The sequence below is a fragment of the Pseudoalteromonas sp. BSi20429 genome (assembly GCF_000238895.1).
Classification (GTDB): domain Bacteria; phylum Pseudomonadota; class Gammaproteobacteria; order Enterobacterales; family Alteromonadaceae; genus Pseudoalteromonas; species Pseudoalteromonas arctica.
Genome location: NZ_BADV01000012.1, coordinates 16592 through 36992, shown reverse-complemented (window position 1 = coordinate 36992; position 20401 = coordinate 16592). Strand labels below are relative to the sequence as shown.

The window sequence follows — 20401 nt, the reverse complement described above, 5'->3', positions numbered from 1 at the left end:
TAATATTTATAACGAATAATAAAAGCTCAGCCACGCTCGCATTTCATCTTCAAAACTGTCGCCTTCTACTCGCGACAGTCCCATATTAAACGTTAAATCGTTTACACCTGCTGGCCCCATTCCAAAACTAAAGTCACCTTGGTATTTTAAGCCGTAGCTTTGTGCGTATACGGTGTCGTCGAGTTGATGTTGCTTATAATAAAGCCACGGCATGCCTTCTTTAAAGCTAAAGCCGCCACCGTAACCTTGATAGCGCTTTGCAGTTGCGCTGTAAAAAGGCAGCTCAGATGAAAGTACATATTCACTATTTTGCTGCTGATTAATAAGATTTGAGCTAAAGCCACCTAATGCAAGGCTGCTGTCGTCACGTCGCTTTTGATCAAAGTTTGCATAAAGAGGAATACCAAACGCCTTACCAAAAATTTTGGCGGCTAAATCGTAACCTTGCCAATTATTACTTTTGCCACTGCCATCGTACCAACTCGCATAAATACTTTGGCCTATTGCAAAATCTTGACGATCATATTGCCAATTTTGAGCAACGCCTAAACGCGTCCAATTTTTATGGCTTTGCTTATAATCAGTGTAATTGTAGGCAAGCTCTGGCGTTAAACTTAACTGTCCAAATTTAACGGGATAACTTATTGCGGCAAAACCACCACGGGCATCCATGTCTGCACTTAGACTTTGCTGATACTGGCGCGATGTATCTAAATTGTAGTCAAACAGTGCAAGTTTCAGTTTTACATCAAGCGCATTATATTTTGCCTGCACATAACCACCGTGCAATGCCCCATCGTGTAAATCAGTGCTATAACCCGCTTGTAAGTCGAGCTGCTTTAATAAGTCGCTACTTTTAATGCTTAAATCTAACAAACTGGTAGAAGCCGAATAATACTGAGAGCCAAGCGCAAAGGTAGCGTGCTGGTCGAGCACGTTGTAATTTGTTTGCTCTGTAGTTTCGTGCTTATATATTTTAGCTTTTGGAAGTGTATGTTCGTTTACTATTAGCAGCGGTGCTTTTTTGTTAGCTGCAAACTCAGTAACTACAGTGCTTTTTATAGCTTTTGGCAGTGTTTTTACATTTGGCCCATCTGCAGTTATCGAAAAATAGAGTAACAAGCCATCAGCCATTTCAATTGGGTGGGCAACGGCCTCTTGCCCTTGGGTTAACTTGGTGAGTGTTTTACTCTCTATGTTGTAGTTATAAATATCGGTGGCGCTATTTAAACCTGCAACAAAATAAAGTGACTCGCCATTATGGCTAAAGCTTGGCTGACTTAAATATTGATACCCGTCTGGCATAGGTACTGATAGCTGTTGTTCGCCGTTTATACCTTGTATATACAATTGCCAATTTTCATTTAATGATGTTGATAAATAAACTAATTTAGTTTCATCAGGACTGAGTATTGGGTAATCGTAAGTTGTCTCAAGGCTTTTTGTAAATAATTGTGTGATGGTTTGCGTATTGAGATCAACCTTTACTAATTCAGAGTAGCCATCTCTTATTTGCTCGCCATACAAGGTTTCGCCGTTACTGGTTACGCTAAATCGTCGTATACCAGCAAGTTCGGTAAGTTGTGTAATATTTCCAGTGTCAGTGTTATAGCTAAATATGTCAGACACTTTGTTATAAATACCCGACTCTTCATTGCTGTACGCATTGAAATATAAAGTTGTGCTATTTACCCATTGAGGATTTGCAATACCGGCTCGGTTAATTTGATTAAGCACTTGTTTTTGTTCGCGCTTAAACACACTGGGCGCTGTATCGGGAATATCTTGTGCATCGTTTTCGAGCAGCTCTTTTTGCGCTTTAGTAAACTCTTCTTGCGCTTTAATGTTGTCATCCGTGCTATAAATTATAAGCTTGGTATTACTCTCTTTATCTCGCTCAACAATCGCAATTTTACTACCATCTTTTGAAAGTACTGGGTTACTTGCATATAAGTTAAGCTCAAGCCAAAGTTCACTATTAAGTAACGGCTCCCCTTGCTCTATTTGCATTGCTTTATAGGTATATTCAGCTATAAATCGGCGATATAGCTTGGCTGCACTTTGCCCAAACACACCGCTAAATGCCTCATCAAAATTCCGCGTTTTTACGCCTTGCATTCGCGTCCAAACACTATCGAGTGTTTGTTCTGAATAGTTTTTCTCTAACCAATTTAAAAAGCGACTACCCATTAAATACGCCATTGAGCCGCCCATAAAGCCCTGCTCGCCATTTAACTGCCCATAGGTTGGCAGTGCGCCCTGTTGAGCAAATTCTCGCAGTATTGACTCTGAGTAGTTATCAAACAAACGTCCACGCCCCGTCATTTTAGACTCAATCAATGTGGCATAACCTTCGGCTACCCAGCGCGGCGTATCACTGTAGGTTAAGTCGTATAAATCCCATATACCACGTACTTTCTGCTGCCAGTGATTGCGTGTAGGCTGTGCTAAGTGCACTAAGTGAATATATTCATGCAACACAAGCAACTGCTGCCAGCCAGAGCTGTTTGATATAACTGTGTCGGATTGTGGTGGGGTTGTAAAAAGTGCCATTACAGGGTTACTTGAGGTAGGTAACGCAAAGCCGTTTGCTGCATTTAGGGGATCAAACACCACTACATCAACTGTTTTATCAAGTGCTCTGTTTTGCTGCTCAAGCACTTTGGTGCGAACTATTTCAAGCTCTGTTGCAGTTGATTTAGCAAAATCAGCATGCTCAATACTGTAGTGAATATTAAAGTGTTCGGTATGAATAGTTTGCCAATCGGCTGCAAAGCTTGGTGCTGCTAGTAATAAAGCTGATGCGATAAGTGTTTTTTTCATGAGCGTCCCTAAAAGAATTCCTTAATACCATCTAGGGTATTATTAAATGTCTTTCATGGGCAGTAAGAAAGTGTAATAAAGCATGTGCAAATGTGTATTTACACATGTTTTACTAGGGGAGTTTACATCCAGCTGCGAGTATCTGACTCAATCTGCTTAATTGTAAAATCAATAATAAAGTCAGCATCTTGCTGCTTTATGTAGGGCATAAATGCAAACCCTGAAGCAAGTTGTATATACAGGCTTTTTAAGCCTGATTTTCTCATTAAGTATGTACTTATACTGCGTGCACTTTGCGCTTTATAAAGCTCAAAAACACGGTAATGAACGCCAATCATACCTTTGCGTACAACCATATAAAATCGGCCATTATCCTCATGCATGTAATAACCATAACGCTGATACGATAAAGTTACCAAGCCAGAAAACACCACCAAAACACCAAGGCTAATCAAAGTATTAATATCAGCAATAAAACAAAAGCCAAACACTAATGCACTGGGTAACAATGAATAAAAGCCTAAATTTTTATACAAAAGCGCTCGCTCTGCGCGCTTAAAAGCGAGTTTTTTACTATTAAACCACGGGTAAATCCATTGGCATACACTATCAACTTGTTCGCTATTTAATACAGGTAATACTAAGGTTTGTTTATTTTTTTTAGCCGCAACACCGGCTGCTATTCCGCCGCTACTTGCTTGCAAGCACTCAACGGTAAATCGCTTTAGTAATCGCCCCATTAGGTTTTGCTTAATAACAATAGATTGCACTTTATCCATGCTCATCGAAAGCTGATGGCGCTCTAATAAGCCAGCAATACGTTTAAATTTTTGACCTTTAAAATAAAGCTCAAAGTTATAAAAACGAATAAGCGACATAGTCACCGATAGCATTACAGCCACCAAAACTAACAAAACAATTAAGGTGATCATCGCAAAAGTAGCAGCGCTGGCCAGCATACCAAGCTCTTGTTGGTAAAAGCCTTCTACTTTCGCAATAATTTGCTTCTCTAAAAAATCAACAATCAGGTTTATAAAAGGGGCCAAAGCAGCGATTGCTAAAATAGCCATATTCGACATCAAACCAAATTTGGCTATTTCTTTATTGCTAATGCTTAGGCTGTTTTCGATAGTGTCTGTTTCGCTTTGTTCAGTATTTTGTATTTCTTGCTGTTGCTGCGCTTTAAAATCAAATATTTGTTTACGCATTTGCTGTGCGTAATCTTTAGTGACGCCAGGTAAAACAACTTCTTGCGACACACTGCCAGCTGCATCAAAAATACAATTAACTAAGTTTACGGGGGTAAAATAAAATGGCTCGGCAATATTAACGTTTTGCACACGGCCAAATTTAAGCGTAAGTCGCTCTTTTTTAAATACACCTTTGTTAAGCAATATTTCGTTGTCGCTACTAATACAAAACTTAAAATTTAAATAATATAAAAATGAGTAAATAAGCAACGAAATTAGCGCAATCCCACCTGCAACCTGCGCCCAAAACAACTTATTTTCTACTTGAGTAACAAACACGACAAGCATAGGCAGTAAGTTTAAAAGGCCATCTTTTACAAAGCGCACACTAAAGTGCACAACAAAGTATAAAAGCGCCCAGGGCGATACTTTTTGCCAGTAAATAGGGCTCGCTTTATCTTCGATAGTTGCATTACTCATCGACTAAAGTTGCCTGAGTAGTTGCGTCGTCTTGACGGTAGTTTTGTACAAATTGGCGCATATTTTTACAATCATCATGGGTTAGCCCACTAATTTGTAAATCGGCACTTACACCGCCAGCGCTAAATAATTTAATACTCGCAAGGCTAAGTTTTCGCTCTATTGGTCCTTGGTGTATTTCCATATGCTGTACACGCGCTAAAGGTAATACCGTCACTTGTTGCCAAATAACGCCTTTTTTAAAAGCAATGTCATGATTTCGCACTGCAAAACCTCGTAACCTCACACTTATCATGTTGTACGCCATAGATACGGCCACCAAAATAGGCATACCAATTAGCAAATACGTTTGTGCATTATTAGCAAAGGCTTCATTAAAATAACAAACAGCAATAAGCGCTCCAATTAGCGGTATATAAAACAGAAGCGAGCTAAGCTGTGTATGTAATAAGGCTTTATCAGCCAATGGCTTAAAGCTAATATCACTATGCTTTGGTAAATCCATTATTTGTTGATTGTTAAACACTATTTGTCCCTATTCCTGCTTTTAATTATGGCTAGCTTACCAACTAATGGTGGTTATTAAGGTGTGGCTTTGTTTTGGCTCAAGCGTTACTTTATCTGTCAGTACATTAGCAGCCTCTAAGCAGAGCATTGTTTTATATTCATCATCAGCAAAGTTAGATAAGCGTTTTGATTTTTCTATCCATGGGTTCCACAGTACACACGAACTTGAGTTTTCGCGGCTCACATTAATAACACCTTCTGGCGTATTAATGGTTTGCACTGTACTTGCTTGTGTATAAACCATATCGGTTTCGCGATTAAAGCTTACAACATCATTTTGTACAAATGGCCCTTCACTAAACTCAATATATTGCGCGCCTTGCAAACCATCTACATGGGTATTTGTAATGTCTGATGTAGGAAAATAGGTATGTAGCGCTTGAGTAAAGCTAAATGGCGCACTCCCTAAGTTAGCGGTCGTTAAGCGAACCTGTAATTTATCGCTTAATACAAACTCAACTTTTAATGCTGACTGATGTGGCCAATACGTCGTATTAACAAGCTTCATGGGTAGCTTTAAACTAACTGTAATTTGCTCATCAGATTCGTGTACTTCATCAGCTTGCCACACACTTGTGCGCGCAAAACCATGGGCAGGCCAGCCATCATTAGCGTGTGTACCAAACCACGGCCAACAAATAGGAATACCACCTCGAATACTTGCCCCTTCTTGATAAGTTTCGTCTTGTGATACCCATATAAGTGGCTTGTTATTTTTAGGGATAAACTCGGTAATTTGCCCACCTTGCAAAAATATTTTTGCATCGCACTTTGAGCTAGCTATTTTAATAAACTCAAGACCGGTTTCGCTTTGCTCAATGCTAACTGATGGCGATAATTTCATACCTTCCCCTATAATACTGATACTAAAGATTTTTAATATTTGTGCAGAAACAATAATGCATGCTTAAAGTATACGCTATTGATATTAAATATTGATTGCTGAATTTGTTCATTGCCGATTAATACATATACAGTAAACTCACAAACAATTACTTTGTACTAACAGCTGTAAATGAATAATACTAAAGTCTATACAATAAGACTTGCCAATTATTCACAACATACGTACTGTGCGCAACTTAATGCACACAAGATGCTAAGAAAATTTACTATAATTTGAACAATATAATTTTACATTAGTTACTGCTCTAACTATTAAAAACCAACAAAATCGGCCTAATGTGCAATATATTGTTTGAATTCAATTTATTTGATGTGTAACATTTCGCGATTACGGCAAACTACCGCCCCATCGATGAGATAAGCAAATGCAAAAATATGACGAGTTATTGGTTTCTTTACGTAAAGTGATCCGCGCGATTGACTTACATTCTAAGCAGCTAAATAAAACTTCGGGTTTAACTGGCCCACAATTGCTTATAATGCAAGAAGTTAAAAAAACCGATGGAATAACGGCGAGCCGTATTGCTCAAAACGTAAATTTAAGCCCAGCAACGGTCACCAATATTCTCGACAGAATAGAAAGCAGAAACTTAGTAACACGCGTACGCAGTCAAATGGATAAACGCAGAGTGAGCTTATACCTCACCGATAAAGGAAAAGAGTTACTTGATAAAGCACCTCAGCCACTGCAAGAACACTTTATTGAAAAGTTTTCTGCGCTTGCTGAGTGGGAACAGAGCCTTTTACTCTCATCAATGCAGCGTGTAGCCGCGATGATGGATGCAGATAAATTAGATGCATCGCCCCTTCTAGAAGTTGGTGCACTTACTCAAGCTCCTAAAGAATAAACAATAAAAAAAATACATAGTTTTGTACTTACTCTAAACGTAAGGCGTTTTTTGACGTCTTGAATTTTTTATTTTTTAATCACAAGTAGAGCGGCTATTATGACTAAACTCTCAAAATTAACACTAGCACTAGTCCTAGGTGGTGTTACAAGCACTTCTTATGCGTCTGATGATCTAGACACACTACAAAGCCAACTTAAACAGCTAAAGCAACAAATGCAATTGCTTGAAAATAAGTTAGCTGATGAAAAAACAAAACAACAGCAAATTAATAAGCAGCACGAACAACAAGTTGCAAACATCAGTAAAAAATCTGATCAAAAAGTAGTTGAAGTTGCCGCAGCTGAACCTGAGAAAAAAGATGAAGGCATTAAAGTTGGTGGAGCAATACGCTTTAATTACAGCACCAACACATACGATGAAGATACCCAAGATCGCGGTGGCGATTTTGATTTTGATATTTTCCGTATAAATGTATCTGGTGAGATTAACGATATTTCACTTAACGGCGAAATACGTTTTTACGATTACATGACCGTTGTTAAGTATGCTTACTTAGGTTACGAGTTTGCAGATGGCTGGGAAGGACAAGCAGGTATTGCACCCGTGCCTTTTGGTAATGGCCCATACAACTCACACAGCTACTTTTTCAGTACTAATTATTACGTAGGTCTAGAAGACGATTTTGATTTAGGTGTAGTAGTAAAACGTAAACTTAAAGATAACTGGAAACTAGACCTAGGCTTTTTCAAAAATGATGAGCTAGGTGGTATAGACGGTGGCTCTTCAGATATTAACCATCGTTACTCTTACGACATTATTGGTAGTCGCTCAGCAGAGGAAGGTACATACGATGCACCTGGCTCTCGCATAGGCGAATACAATACGTTTGCCGGGCGTGCAACATACCAAATTGAACACAGCAAAAATATAACTACCGATGTGGGTGTATCACTATTAAGTGGTGGCTTACATGACGGTAACGATCGTGCAGGTAACTACGGCGCATGGGCATTTCATGTTGATAGCACAATTAACAACTGGAATATCCAATTTCAACACGGTGAATACGACTACGATCTAGACGACAGCAGCGACCGCTTTGTTGTTGGTGCGTATGCGTATTATGACACTGTATCTAGCGAAGCAACTATGACTAACTTTAACGTTGCTTATAATTACTCGCTTGATTGGGGCCCAGTTACCGACATTCAATTTTACAACGATTACGGCATTATTTATGACAAGTCTGACGATAGCGCAGATACATGGATGAACGTAACGGGTATGAGTGTTGCTGCAGGTGGTTTCTTTAGTTACTTCGACTTTATTCAAGCACGTAACCAGCCATTTATTGGCGGAACAATTATTGGTGATGGCGATACAGAACGTCGCTTCAACATAAATATTGGTTACTACTTCTAAACTGTTAACCGCATTTATTTTTTAAAAGGGCAAACTTAGTTTGCCCTTTTTTATTGATTTTAAGCTTCGAATTAATAGCTATTTAGCCTACAATTAGAGATACCATAACACGCCTAAAAAGAGCCTAAGTGAATATAAAAGCAGTGTTTATTTGTTATAAAAACTTATGGTTTAAAGCGCTTGGCTTAATACTTGTAGCCTTGGGCATTATTGGCATTGTGTTACCGGTCATGCCTACCACTATATTTTTTATTTTAGCGCTCACCTGCTTTACTCGCTCATCACCCGCGCTTGAACAATGGCTGTTAAACCACCCTCGTTACGGTGTAACTTTGCAGCAATGGCAAGCCCATAAAGTAGTGCCTGTTAAAGCCAAATGCTACGCCGCCATTGGCATGTTAATTGGATTTATATTTTTACTGTATTCAGCCGCCCCTATTTGGGTTATTTATCTCGTTGCAGTAATAGAAGTATCGGTAATGATTTACCTTATTTTAAGACCTTCCAGCCCCCCTAAGCATTAAATATTCATTTTTTACCTGCATACCACCTCTGTTTTAAAGTTTTTATGTAAAGATAAGTAAGTAAATTTGTAATAGCTAATGCAAATCATTATCATGTTGTAAATTTAATTTATTTACTGTTTTTATGTCGTTTATTAATAAGCGGGCTTTGTATAGTACAAGCCGTGCTCTACATATTTATATTTCTACAGCTTTGTTTTTTTTGCTTATTTTATTTTGCGTTAGCGGCATTGTGCTCAACCATATTGATTGGCTTAAAAACGATAAAAATAACGGCCAAGTAACGGCGGTAATTCCAGCTGAGCTAGTTACCAAAGCGAATGAGCAGTTAAATACGTTGCCAACGCTTTACCCAGAAATAGAAGCTTACTTAGCCGAGCAATATGCACTTACAAAAGTAAAAAGCATTGAGTGGGAAAAAGAAGACGCGCTCGTCATGCTCGACTACCCACTGCCTGCAGGGTTTGCCTACGCAGAGCTTGATTTTACAACTGGCGAGCTAAATCTTGATTACCAAACAGGTGGTTTTTTAAGCCTCATTGGCGACTTACATAAAGGCCGCCACAGCGGTGAAGTATGGAGTTGGGTAATTGATATATCTGCCGTACTAATGATTTTATTTGCCATCACCGGCATGATTATTTTGTTTCAAAATAGAAAAAAACGCTTAGCAGGAATATGGATAACCTTACTAGGAGTCGCAACTCCACTGGTTATTTATTTATGTTGGGTTCCACAAATAAAAGGAGTGTCTTAATGGTTAAATTTAAATTATTTATAAGCGCCGCATTACTGCTAGTAGCTGCATTTTTTCAAACAACAGCGCATGCACAAACACCACAGCTAGAGGTTGAATTAACGCTTCCCGACTTAGAAGTACAACCGTATCACCGTCCATACGTTGCAGTTTGGCTTGAAACACCAGAGCGCAAACACGTTACAACGCTTGCACTTTGGGTACAAAAAGCAGAATGGTTTAAAGACTTACGCCAATGGTGGCGTAAAGCCGGTAAAAGCGATGCCAACTTTGACGGCATTAGCGGCGCAACAAAACGCGCGGGTACTTACACTATAAATTGGCAAGGTAACGATTTAGACGGTAACCCAGTAAAACCAGGTAAATACTTACTAAATATTGAAGTTGTACGCGAAGAAGGCGGTAGAGATTACGCCCGTGTTGAGCTTGATTTAACAAAGTCGGGAAAAATTACAATTGATGGTAAAAACGAGTTTTCACAAAGTTTCGTCACTGTAAGCACTAAGTAGCACCTATTTATTACTAGAATTTAAGCAAAGGAAAAATAATGAAAATTAATTTATTAAAAACTGCATTAATCGGCGCATTGAGCTTATCTGCTTTAGTGTCAACTTCAGCAAGTGCACACGGACGTTGGTTACTACCTTCGCATACATCTTTATCAGGCGATAAAGCGCATTACGTAATGATTGACGCGAGCATTTCAAACGAAATTTTTGCACCAGACAAAGCCTTTAAACCTAAAGAAAAAGGCGCAGAGTACGACGACACATTATTAATGGCACTTGCGCCTAATGGTGAGCCAGTATCTGAAACCATTCGTGCTTATTACTTAAAACGTAAAAGCTCAGCTGCGGTAAGCTTAACAGAGCAAGGTACTTACCACATTGCAATGACCCAAAAGCCAATGTACATGACCTTCTATAAAAACGAAGAAGGTAAGCGCAAACGCGTATTTGGTAAAAAAACAGAAGCCGAGTTACCTAGCAATGCAAAAGATGTAACTACAACGAAGGTTGTTTCAACAGTAGATACATTTGTTAGCCGAAATGGCACCTCAAAGCCTGCACAGTTAGGTTTAGGCTTAGAGCTTAGCGGTCCAACGCATCCAAACGATTTATTTGTAGGTGAGCAAGCACGTTTTCAATTACTACAAGATGGTAAATCTGCTGGTGAAGGCATTGAAGTAAGTATTTTAAAAGGCGACACACGCTACCGTAACGACCGTGGCGAAGTAAAAGTAACGACCGATAAAGAAGGTATGTTTACAATTACATGGAAAGAACCAGGCCTATACCTAATCGAAACTTCTAACAAGGTTACCGTAAATGAAGAAGGCGTAGATGCAGGACGTTATGCATTATTTACAACGCTTGAAGTTGCCCCTGAATAATTTAAATCACTAAATTTAAAAAATTGAAAGGCCAAGCATTTGCTTGGCCTTTTTACGTCTTACTAACTTTTATCTAAAATTCCCTTGAATTCGCAACCATTCGACACAAGATTGCAACTACAACGATCCAAACGCCTATATCGCGCGTAAACAGTGACCTTATATGTTAACAACTTAGAATATCTTAGATAGTTTTTATCTTTGCACTAGGGTAGTCGCTTCTATATGATGCGCTCCTTTTCGACTAGCAGCTCTTGGGGAACAATTAATGACTTTTAAGCGTTTATCTGCAAATAAACTAGCACTTAGCTTGGCCGTTACCACTGCACTTAGCACACCTTACTCTATGGCCGTTGCCGCAGAGCAAGATAATCAAGCAGAAAAGAATATCGAAGTAATTTCGGTTACCGGTACTCGCAGAAGCTTACGCAGTATTGCCGAAAGTACGGTACCCGTAGACATTATTACCAGCGGTGATATGCAAAGTACGGGTCAGCTAGAAATAAGCCAAATACTAGCAAACCAAGTACCTAGCTTTAACTACCCAAGTGCCACTATGGGTGATGGTACTGACCATGCAAAACCAGCTGTTTTACGTGGATTAGCACCCGATCACACATTAGTACTTATAAACGGTAAACGCCGCCATGCCGGTGCGCTATTAAACTTAGCAGGTGTTGTTGGTCGAGGCTCTACCGCTGTTGATTTGAACATGATCCCAACCTCTGCAATTAAACGTGTTGAAGTACTACGTGATGGCGCAGCCGCACAGTACGGTTCTGATGCAATTGCTGGGGTAATTAACATTGTACTTAAAGATGCCTCAGAAGGCGGTAGCGTAAGCGTAACGTACGGTAAATACGATACTCAAATGGCTGGCGTACCTCAGCTAGAAAGCACCTACGCAGATGCAAACGGCGACTTAGCCTTTAATACCGGTGGCGACAGAGAAGTAAACGACGGTGCAACACGCACTGTTAGCGCAAACTCTGGTTTTGCGTTATCTGATAACGGTTTTGTAAACGTATCCATTGAGTACCGTGATAACGACTCAACTCAGCGCTCAGGTTTTGACCCTCGCGAACAATACAGCCGCCTTGATGATGGCAGCCTAGACCCACGCGAATTTACTATCGATCGTTACAACCACCGCTTTGGTAAAGCAGACCTTGAAGATTACGCGTTGTTTTACAACATGGGTTACGATTTAGATAACGGCTTAAACCTTTATTCATTTGGTAGCTACTCAAAGCGTGAAGGTAATTCAGGTGGTTTTTACCGCCGAGCAAAAGACAGCCGTAACGTTTTAGAAGTGTACCCAGATGGCTTTTTGCCGCAAATTGAAACAGACGTACAAGACTACTCATTTGCACTGGGCTTACAAGGCGAAACTAACGACTGGACATGGGATGTAAGTACCAACTACGGCCGTAACGACTTTGGTTTAGGTGTTGTAAATAGTATTAACACATCACTAGGTGCCGACAGCCCAACTGAATTTGATAACGGTGCACTGGTTTACGATCAGTTTTTAGTAAACGCAACTGCCAATACCACTCTCGATTTAGGCTTACCTGATGACGTATTTTTTACCGTAGGTACTGAATACCGCCACGAAAGCTACAAAATAGAAGAAGGCGAAGAAGCGTCTTACATCACCGCACTTGATAGCGATGGTAACCCAATTGCAGCCGGTGGCGCGCAAGTACTTGCTGGTTTTGGACCAGAAAGTGCGACTGACGAAAGCCGTCATAACATCGCTTTATTTGTTGAGTTTGATACCTACTTAACAGAAAAGTGGAACGTCGTTTTAGCGGGTCGTTATGAAGATTACAGCGACTTTGGCGACACATTTACCTCCAAACTTGCCTCGCGTTACAGCATTACTGAAAATCTATCGCTGCGCGGTGCAATTAGCACAGGTTTCCGTGCGCCATCTTTAGCGCAAAGCTCGTACCGCCAAATATCAACCGTACTTGAAAACAACCAACCATTTGAAGTTGGTTTATTCCCAACCGATTCTGCAGCAGCGCAAGCGCTAGGTGCACAGCCGTTAGATGCTGAAGAGTCAGTAAACGTTACTGCGGGCTTTATTTACACTCAAGGCAGCTTTAGCTTAACTGTTGATGCGTACCGTATTGATATTGATGACCGTATTGTATTGTCTGAAAACTTAGAAGGCGATGCAGTTGTTGAAATACTACAAAATGCCGGTGAGCTAAATACCGAAAGCGTACGTTACTTTACCAACGCTATCGACTCACGCACGCAAGGTGTAGATATAGTTGCCACTTATAACCTAGATTTAGACAACTTAGGTGATTTACGTTTAAACGTAGCAGCTAACTTTAACGATACCGAAGTAACACACGTAAACGACAACCCAGCGCAGCTTAACTCACTAGGTGACGACTACGTAGTGTTTGCACGTCGTGAAGTAGGTCGCTTTGAAGAAGGCACGCCAGATAGCAAATGGAACCTATCAGCAGTGTGGAACTTTAACGAATGGCAAACAACGCTTCGTGCCACACGTTATGGTGAAGTCGCTGATATATCAACTACAGCTGATCGCGATGAATACCTAGACCCTAAATGGATCACCGACTTAGAAGTGGCATACCGTCCAGACGAATATTGGAAATTTGCCGTTGGTGCAAACAACTTGTTCGATCAGTACCCACAAGCCACCGTGGATAACATTGGTTACTCTGACTTTGGCCAAATATTCCCGTACACACCGTATGCGCCTTACGGATTAGACGGACGTTTCTTATACGGTAATATTACTTACAGCTTTTAATTAACTGTAAAGCCGTAACCTAAAAAGGATGCCATGTGCATCCTTTTTTAATTATTTTTTAGTGTATTTAACCACTTATTAGTATTTCAACTTTCATAAAAAACCACCACGCTATATAAAACAACAGCTTACATTTCGGCCTCATTTTTGCTCTATATTGTTTATATAAATACAAACAATAAATACCAAAGGACTAAACATGAGCTCATCAACACAATTAAGCATTGCAAAACCACTTTCACTTATTGGCGGAATTTTATTATTAAGTGGCTGTGTATTTCACATATCGCCAAGCGTTGCCTCAGTAAAGCAAACTCAACAGCTATCACTGCCAAGCAATAATCTTGAATATTTAAATGTGTTAAGCGGCGCAGGTAGCCTTGAAATAAAAGGCTCAAAAACGGCCACCAGCATTAGTGTTGATGCCACTATTTACACAGCCGACATTGAAGACGAATACGAGCTAACGCTCGAGCAAGACGGTAAACAGGCAAAGCTTGTTGCCCAAAATAAAAGCCGTAATGGTATTAGCTTCTACAGTGGTCAATCTCCAAGTATTAATTTAGTGGTTACTGTGCCAAGTAATCTAAATTTAGATATTGATGATGGCTCTGGCGACATTTTTATAAATGCTATGCAAAGCAATATTGATGTAAAAGACGGCTCGGGGGACTTAACTATAAGCGGTGCTAAAAACCTAACTGTTGACGATGGCTCAGGTGAAGTAAACTTTGAAAACATCGCAGGTAATTTAGAATTAACCGACGGCTCTGGCAGTATTCATATAAACAACGTAAGCGGCAATGCAACTATTGACGATGGTTCTGGCGAAATGCACGTGAGCAACATAACCGGTTTGCTAAACGTTGAGGATGGATCGGGTGAGATAGTAATAAGCCATATTAGCGGTGCCGTTAATGTTGATGATAACTCTGGCGACCTGCTTATTGAGCATATTGGTTCAAGCGTAACAATTGAAGACGGTTCGGGTGATATTCGCGTTAATCATGCAAAGGGGCTGACTATTACTGAGTCGGGCTCGGGCGATGTAAGTATCGATAATATTAGCGGTTCAGTAAAAGTAGCTGACTAGGGCCTGTTGATCTTTGTGGATAGAAATTTGTTCAATCTAGGGGCGATTAAATCGCGGCGCGAGGTTTGTAACCTAGTGGGCTAAGTAAAAACTGAGCAACAAAGAGTTAATCGTCCCTAGAAAGAACCCAAAGGGCAGCGCATGTTTGGTATTTATGCTGCGTTATCGCCTATTCATGGGGAATAACCACACTACATAGGCTCCGCCTTGCCTAAAAACCAAACATACTGCTGCAAATTCACTCACCAATGATCAACACGCCCTAACAGTATGAGCTAAAAATAACGTATTTTCAGCCACATGAATTATTGTATTTTATAAGAACCTAAGTCATTCTATTTATGCTCAAATACCTTGAGCATAAATAGACCTAGGATAAACGCGTGTTAGAAATTGCTTTAATTTATTTAGCAGCAGCCATAGTAGCTGTCCCTATTGCAAAACGAGTCGGACTTGGCTCAGTATTAGGTTATTTAATCGCCGGAATACTCATTGGCCCTTATGCGCTGGGTGTTGTGGGCGATCAAACAGATGTAATGCACTTCGCTGAATTTGGCGTAGTAATGATGCTGTTTTTAGTAGGACTTGAACTACAACCTTCGCGTTTATGGACATTACGCCACTCTATTTTAGGGCTTGGCGGCTTGCAAGTTGTGTTAACGGCAGCGGCAATTTTTGCATTTTGTTATTGGTTTTTTGCCATGCATTGGCAAACCGCACTCGCCATTGGTTTAATGCTGGCGCTCTCCTCTACCGCTATTGTGCTGCAAAGCCTTGAAGAAAAAGGCTGGCTAAAGCAAGAAGCCGGACAAAACGCTTTTTCGGTATTGCTGTTTCAAGACATCGCAATTATTCCTATTTTAGCCCTATTACCACTGCTCGCATTTGCCCCGCAAACTAGTACAAAAGAAATCAGCGATTCGATTATTGCAAGCTGGCCTGTATGGCAACAAGTATGTGTTTCGGTTGCGGTTATTGCCGCTATTATTGCCGGTGGTAAATATGTATCGGCCCCGTTATTTAGATACATTGCCCAAACGCACATGCGTGAAATATTTACTATTTTTGCACTGTTTTTAGTGGTCGCTATTGCGCTAGTTATGCAAAGTATTGGTTTATCGCCTGCTTTGGGGACTTTTTTAGCAGGCGTTGTACTTGCCGAGAGCGAATTTAGACACGAATTAGAAGCCGATATAGAACCCTTTAAAGGCTTACTTTTAGGATTGTTTTTTATAACGGTTGGCGCATCAATTAACTTTGAGCTGCTATTTAACGAGTTTAGTACTGTTATTGGCTTAGTAGTTTTACTTATTGTAGTTAAAGCCTGCATTTTATTTGCCCTTGCCGTTACCTTTAAAATTAACAGTAAACAGCAGTTATTATTTGCCTTAGCGCTTGCCCAAGGGGGTGAGTTTGCATTTGTACTGCTAAGCGTAACCACCACCTTAAGTATTTTAACGCCCGAGCAAACCAGCCTTGTTACCTTAGTTGTGGCGGTATCAATGCTAATAGCGCCGTTACTACTTATGGTTTATGAGCAAATACAAAAACGCAGCAGCAGTGCTTTACCTGAGTTTGATAAGCCAGAGCAAATTAGCACCGCTAAGCACGTAATTATTGCGGGCTACGGACGTTTTGGTCAAATTATGGGGCGTTTACTGCACGCGCAAGGCTACGAAATTACCGTACTTGATCACAGCCCTAGCCAAATAGAATTACTACGCCGTTTTGGCAATACCGTATTTTATGGCGATGCCGCACGCCAAGAACTCCTTGAAGCCGCAGGCGCGCACACCGCGCAAATGCTGGTAATTGCAATTGATAACCCCGATAAAACTATTGAGATAATTAAGCTCGCGCATAAAAACTACCCACAGTTAAAAATTGTTGCTCGCGCAATCGACCGCCGCCATGCGTATCAGTTACTTAATTTAAAAGTAGATGCGTTTAACCGCGAAACAGTCGACTCGGCTATTAACCTTGCCGTAGAAGCACTCGAGTTACTAGGTAACACTAAGCAAGATGCAGAACGCGCCGGTAAGCTATTTAGAGACCACGACCGCGCTGCAGTACTGCAACTTGCTGCATTATGGGGAGACGACGCCAGCTACGGCGTAGCCGTGCGCCAACGCATGGAAGATTTAAAACAAGTGCTGCAACAAGATAAACAAGCACAAAGCGATTTAAATACCTGCGACAGCGGCGATTGCGAAGACGGCTTAACAGAAGTAGCGAGTAAACCTAAAAAGCCTGATGATGCTCATTTTGAGTAGTGTTAGGCGGTTGAGTTTGAATTCTTAGTGGTAAGATCCAAATAATAGGCGGCTACAAGGTAGCCGCCTATTATTTGTTAGACTTAGTTTTCTTGAATGACTTTGCCCTACTCGGAATAAAACCGTTATACGCATGTACTCTTAATTAATGAATTTTGTTTATGAATTTCTTTAGAGTCTTCATTAGTTTTTGCGATAACCAGATCAATTTTAGCTTTTTTGCATTTATCAGATAATTCTTTACTCATAAGGTGACTTTGGTCTTTTTGATACTGAGTCATACCTTCCGCACCGCTATATTGATCTCTATTTTCGGGTGCTCTGTCTTTTTGGTATGAGGGTGGGTGAGTTGCACCACATGCTGATAATAAAACGATTAGTGAAATTGGAATTAATTTATTAAACAATGCTAATACTCCTTGTGCATATAACCGCTCTACCAAAGGACATTTCCTTATTTTCACTAAAACGTCCCGATAGTGTGAACTTCTATTAATAACAAATAGTATAAATTTTTACCAACTATAAATGTTATACAAACGATGATCTGCTTGGGAAATAAGAGAAAAGTAGCTTGATGATAGGACTTTGATGGTTGTAGCTTCCATTAACTAACTTGTTGAATACCTACTTGTAGCTCATAGCCGCCAACTATGAACTACAACATTTAAAAACCTAGTGGTGATGTCCGCCTTGAATAGCCTCGCCCTGCTGGTTATAAAAGCCAGTTGCGCCGTGCTCAATAAAACCTAGGTTTATCATTTTAGCTAAAAATGGGTCGCTTTCGTTATCGCCAATGTCGGCGTAATCTGTGGTTTGAAAACGATCCCATTGTGCAAATTGAGCGGTAATTAATGGCTCATCAGTGCTTACATTATTAAGGCTAAGCAAGGTAGTTGTTTGGCTTTTTTTATTACTAATACTAAATGTTTTAACTAATTTTGAATGCGTAAAAAAGGCGAGGTTAAAGTCGTTGCCATTTTCGCTCAGTGTATAGTTTTTTACTTCACCGCAGCCTTTGCCTTGTGTGCTTACTAGGGTCATTTTTTCGATTAGGTGGTTATCCACCAGCTGACTTTTAGCACTCCAGCTTTGTACGCCGCGTACCTCAGATGGTTGGTATTCAATACCGCGTTGCTGGGCGTTAAAGTAACGTATTGGTCGTATTTGATTATTGGCTAAGTGCTGCCAAAGCTCGGTTATTACTTCACTTTGATGCGCTACTTGCTGGTTGTTTCGCCAAAGGGTAAGTGACTCGCTACTTTGCTGCGCTTTATGGCTGTTGGTAATTTTATAATCGGCTTTTAAATGCTTGGCATCAATATCACATTGCGAGGCAAAGCTACTTGTACTTACAAGCGTGGCAATTATTAATAACGCTTTTTTCATTTAGCTATCTCTTATTTATATTTCAAGTTTATGGCAATAACATAACGATTATAAATGTCAGTTTAATGACAAAAACCCCGCACAGTATGCGGGGTTTTTTATTTAGATATATTTAACTAAATTTATAACTAGCCGGTATTTATTGCGCTAGTTTTTCGTCTGCTGTTTTTACAAAGTCAGCGGCAAAGTCCATTACATGGAATAAAAAGCTTTGCTCGTTTGTGCCTGTTACCAAGTGTGCACCTGGTCCCATTGCATAAACGCCTACGTCTTCACCGGCATGTGTTTCAGAGCCCATTGGTACCAGTGCTTCTTGATGAAAACCAGGTGTGGTTGTATCAACATCTGTTAAATCAACACGCCCTGTAACTGGTGCAAACGCGTAACCTGCATCGGCATCGGTCTCGCTTCCTAGGTTTCTAAAGCCACCACCATTGGTGTAACCAACCGTTGTATAAGGCATATCGTCGGCAGCTAAACTTGGCTCAGTTGCGCCTACTGCAACCACTTTACCTAAAATTGGGTTACCGCGTTTAGGGTAACCAGCAATGGTAAATACATGGCTGTGATCGGCGGTTACAACTATTAATGTTTCTTCTGGGTTGGTGTTTTCCATCGCCACTTTAACGGCTTTGGCAAGCTCAATAGTGTCGTTTAACGCGTTATAAGCATTACCCGCATGATGCGCGTGGTCAATTCGACCCGACTCAACCGTTAAGAAAAAACCTTGCTCGTTGTTATCAAGCACGTTTATTGCTTTTTCGGTCATTTGCGAAAGCGAAGGTTCGCCTGCAACATCGTTTGCGCGGTCAGCTTCGTACTGCATGTGGGACTCGTTAAACAACCCAAACACTTTAGTGGCGTCGTCACTTATTGCATCAAAACCGGTTTGATCCATTACGTACGTGCCATTTGGATATTGCGTTTTCCACTCTGCGGTTAAGTCGCGGTTATCTGTACGATCCCCTTCAACAGCACTTACTGCATCGGCTGAATTAAACGCGGCATCTTTTGGTAAAAAGTGACGACGACCGCCGCCCATTACTACGTCAATACCGTCTACATCAACACCACTAAAGCGTGCTTCTAGGTTGGCTTCAAAGTTAACCAGTTGCGATGCAATGTCTTCACATGTTGCCGCACTTTCTGGCATATCGGAGATATCTTCCCAGTTACGCTCTGCCGATTTAGCATACGTTGCAGCTGGTGTTGCGTGAGTAATACGCGCTGTAGAAATAATCCCTGTTGCTTTACCTGCAATTTCAGCAAGCTCTAACGAGGTAACAAGTTCGTGCCCTTTGCCTGATGCACAATTACCACGTTCAACTGCTTCATCAATACCAATAACGCCTGCATCGGTTTTAACACCCGATGCCATTGCGGTCATAGTTCCTGCCGAATCTGGCGTTTGCGCATCTACGTTGTATGTTTTTACAAAGCCTGAAAAAGGCATAGTTTCAAAGCTTAACTGGTGATCTTCACCCATTTCGCCCTCTAACTGACCCGCTAAAATACGTGCTGCGGTTATGGTAGAAATACCCATACCATCGCCCACAAATAAAATAACGTTTTTAGCTTTGCCTGATTCAGTAACAATGTTGCTACTGGCTGTTTGTGCAGCACCTAATTTTGTTTGTGCTTCACTAAACCAAGTATTGCTAGTGAGCGAGGCTAACTGCTCGCTTGTTAACGACGTTGCAGGTGCATTACACACTAAATTAGTTGAGTTAACTTCGTCGCTATCTAGCACGTCGTTATTATTGGTATCTGCGCCTACTTGCGTCTCTACACCGCCATTAATACACTGCTCAGAGCCCACTGCAATAGCGTTATCTACTGCGATAATATTGTTTTCATTTTTGTTATCGTCACTCGAGCAACCTGCAAGCGCAACCATTACTGCCAAAGAAAGTACCGTTAATTTGTTCATGTT

Annotated in this window: 16 protein-coding genes; 9 read left to right on the top strand and 7 right to left on the bottom strand. The window is 40.6% G+C overall.

Annotated elements, in window-relative coordinates; genetic code table 11:
- Positions 1-6: 6 nt before the first annotated feature.
- The 4 genes from P20429_RS17090 to P20429_RS17105 form a co-directional block, all read right to left on the bottom strand.
- A complete protein-coding gene (locus P20429_RS17090) occupies positions 7-2823 on the bottom strand; it encodes a hypothetical protein (RefSeq protein WP_007580466.1) in 2817 nt (938 codons plus the stop codon).
- Between the two features lie 122 nt (positions 2824-2945).
- Positions 2946-4493 (bottom strand): PH domain-containing protein, encoded by a 1548-nt coding sequence (locus tag P20429_RS17095; protein ID WP_007580464.1) that lies wholly within the window; start codon positions 4491-4493, stop codon positions 2946-2948.
- Complete coding sequence (locus P20429_RS17100; protein WP_007580462.1) at positions 4486-5019, bottom strand: PH domain-containing protein; 534 nt, start codon at positions 5017-5019, stop codon at positions 4486-4488. The genes P20429_RS17095 and P20429_RS17100 overlap by 8 nt, the downstream gene beginning before the upstream one ends.
- A 36-nt stretch (positions 5020-5055) precedes the next feature.
- A complete protein-coding gene (locus P20429_RS17105; protein ID WP_007580460.1) occupies positions 5056-5904 on the bottom strand; it encodes a D-hexose-6-phosphate mutarotase in 849 nt (282 codons plus the stop codon).
- 427 nt (positions 5905-6331) lie between these two features.
- Here P20429_RS17105 and P20429_RS17110 point away from each other — a divergent pair, with 427 nt between their 5' ends.
- The 9 genes from P20429_RS17110 (at position 6332) to P20429_RS17150 (ending at position 17079) form a co-directional block, all read left to right on the top strand.
- A complete protein-coding gene (locus P20429_RS17110) occupies positions 6332-6814 on the top strand; it encodes a MarR family winged helix-turn-helix transcriptional regulator (protein WP_007580457.1) in 483 nt (160 codons plus the stop codon).
- A 99-nt stretch (positions 6815-6913) separates the two neighbouring features.
- Entirely contained in the window at positions 6914-8239 is a 1326-nt protein-coding gene (locus P20429_RS17115) for a hypothetical protein (RefSeq protein WP_007580455.1), read from the top strand.
- A 128-nt stretch (positions 8240-8367) separates the two neighbouring features.
- Positions 8368-8763: a YbaN family protein gene (locus P20429_RS17120; protein ID WP_007580453.1), complete on the top strand. Its 396-nt coding sequence runs from the start codon at positions 8368-8370 to the stop codon at positions 8761-8763.
- A gap of 124 nt (positions 8764-8887) precedes the next feature.
- Positions 8888-9520 carry a PepSY-associated TM helix domain-containing protein gene (locus P20429_RS17125; protein ID WP_007580451.1) on the top strand — a complete coding sequence of 211 codons (633 nt, stop codon included), beginning with the start codon at positions 8888-8890 and terminating at the stop codon, positions 9518-9520.
- On the top strand, positions 9520-10029 hold the full coding sequence (locus P20429_RS17130) for a DUF2271 domain-containing protein (protein ID WP_007580449.1): 510 nt from the start codon (positions 9520-9522) through the stop codon (positions 10027-10029). Before P20429_RS17125 ends, P20429_RS17130 begins: the two co-directional genes overlap by 1 nt.
- A gap of 38 nt (positions 10030-10067) precedes the next feature.
- Positions 10068-10913 (top strand): DUF4198 domain-containing protein, encoded by an 846-nt coding sequence (locus P20429_RS17135; protein WP_007580446.1) that lies wholly within the window; start codon positions 10068-10070, stop codon positions 10911-10913.
- A 268-nt stretch (positions 10914-11181) separates the two neighbouring features.
- Positions 11182-13713: a TonB-dependent siderophore receptor gene (locus P20429_RS17140; RefSeq protein WP_007580445.1), complete on the top strand. Its 2532-nt coding sequence runs from the start codon at positions 11182-11184 to the stop codon at positions 13711-13713.
- Between the two features lie 199 nt (positions 13714-13912).
- Positions 13913-14806: a hypothetical protein gene (locus tag P20429_RS17145; protein WP_007580442.1), complete on the top strand. Its 894-nt coding sequence runs from the start codon at positions 13913-13915 to the stop codon at positions 14804-14806.
- 383 nt (positions 14807-15189) lie between these two features.
- Positions 15190-17079, top strand: coding sequence for a monovalent cation:proton antiporter-2 (CPA2) family protein (locus P20429_RS17150; RefSeq protein ID WP_007580440.1), 1890 nt, complete (start codon positions 15190-15192; stop codon positions 17077-17079).
- A 125-nt stretch (positions 17080-17204) separates the two neighbouring features.
- On the opposite strand, the gene P20429_RS17155 is transcribed toward P20429_RS17150, so the two are convergent.
- From P20429_RS17155 to P20429_RS17165, 3 genes are all read right to left on the bottom strand, one after another.
- Complete coding sequence (locus P20429_RS17155) at positions 17205-17486, bottom strand: hypothetical protein (RefSeq protein ID WP_033026271.1); 282 nt, start codon at positions 17484-17486, stop codon at positions 17205-17207.
- A 268-nt stretch (positions 17487-17754) separates the two neighbouring features.
- A complete protein-coding gene (locus P20429_RS17160; protein ID WP_007580437.1) occupies positions 17755-18468 on the bottom strand; it encodes a hypothetical protein in 714 nt (237 codons plus the stop codon).
- A gap of 139 nt (positions 18469-18607) precedes the next feature.
- Positions 18608-20398: an alkaline phosphatase gene (locus tag P20429_RS17165; protein ID WP_007580435.1), complete on the bottom strand. Its 1791-nt coding sequence runs from the start codon at positions 20396-20398 to the stop codon at positions 18608-18610.
- Positions 20399-20401 lie beyond the last annotated feature (3 nt).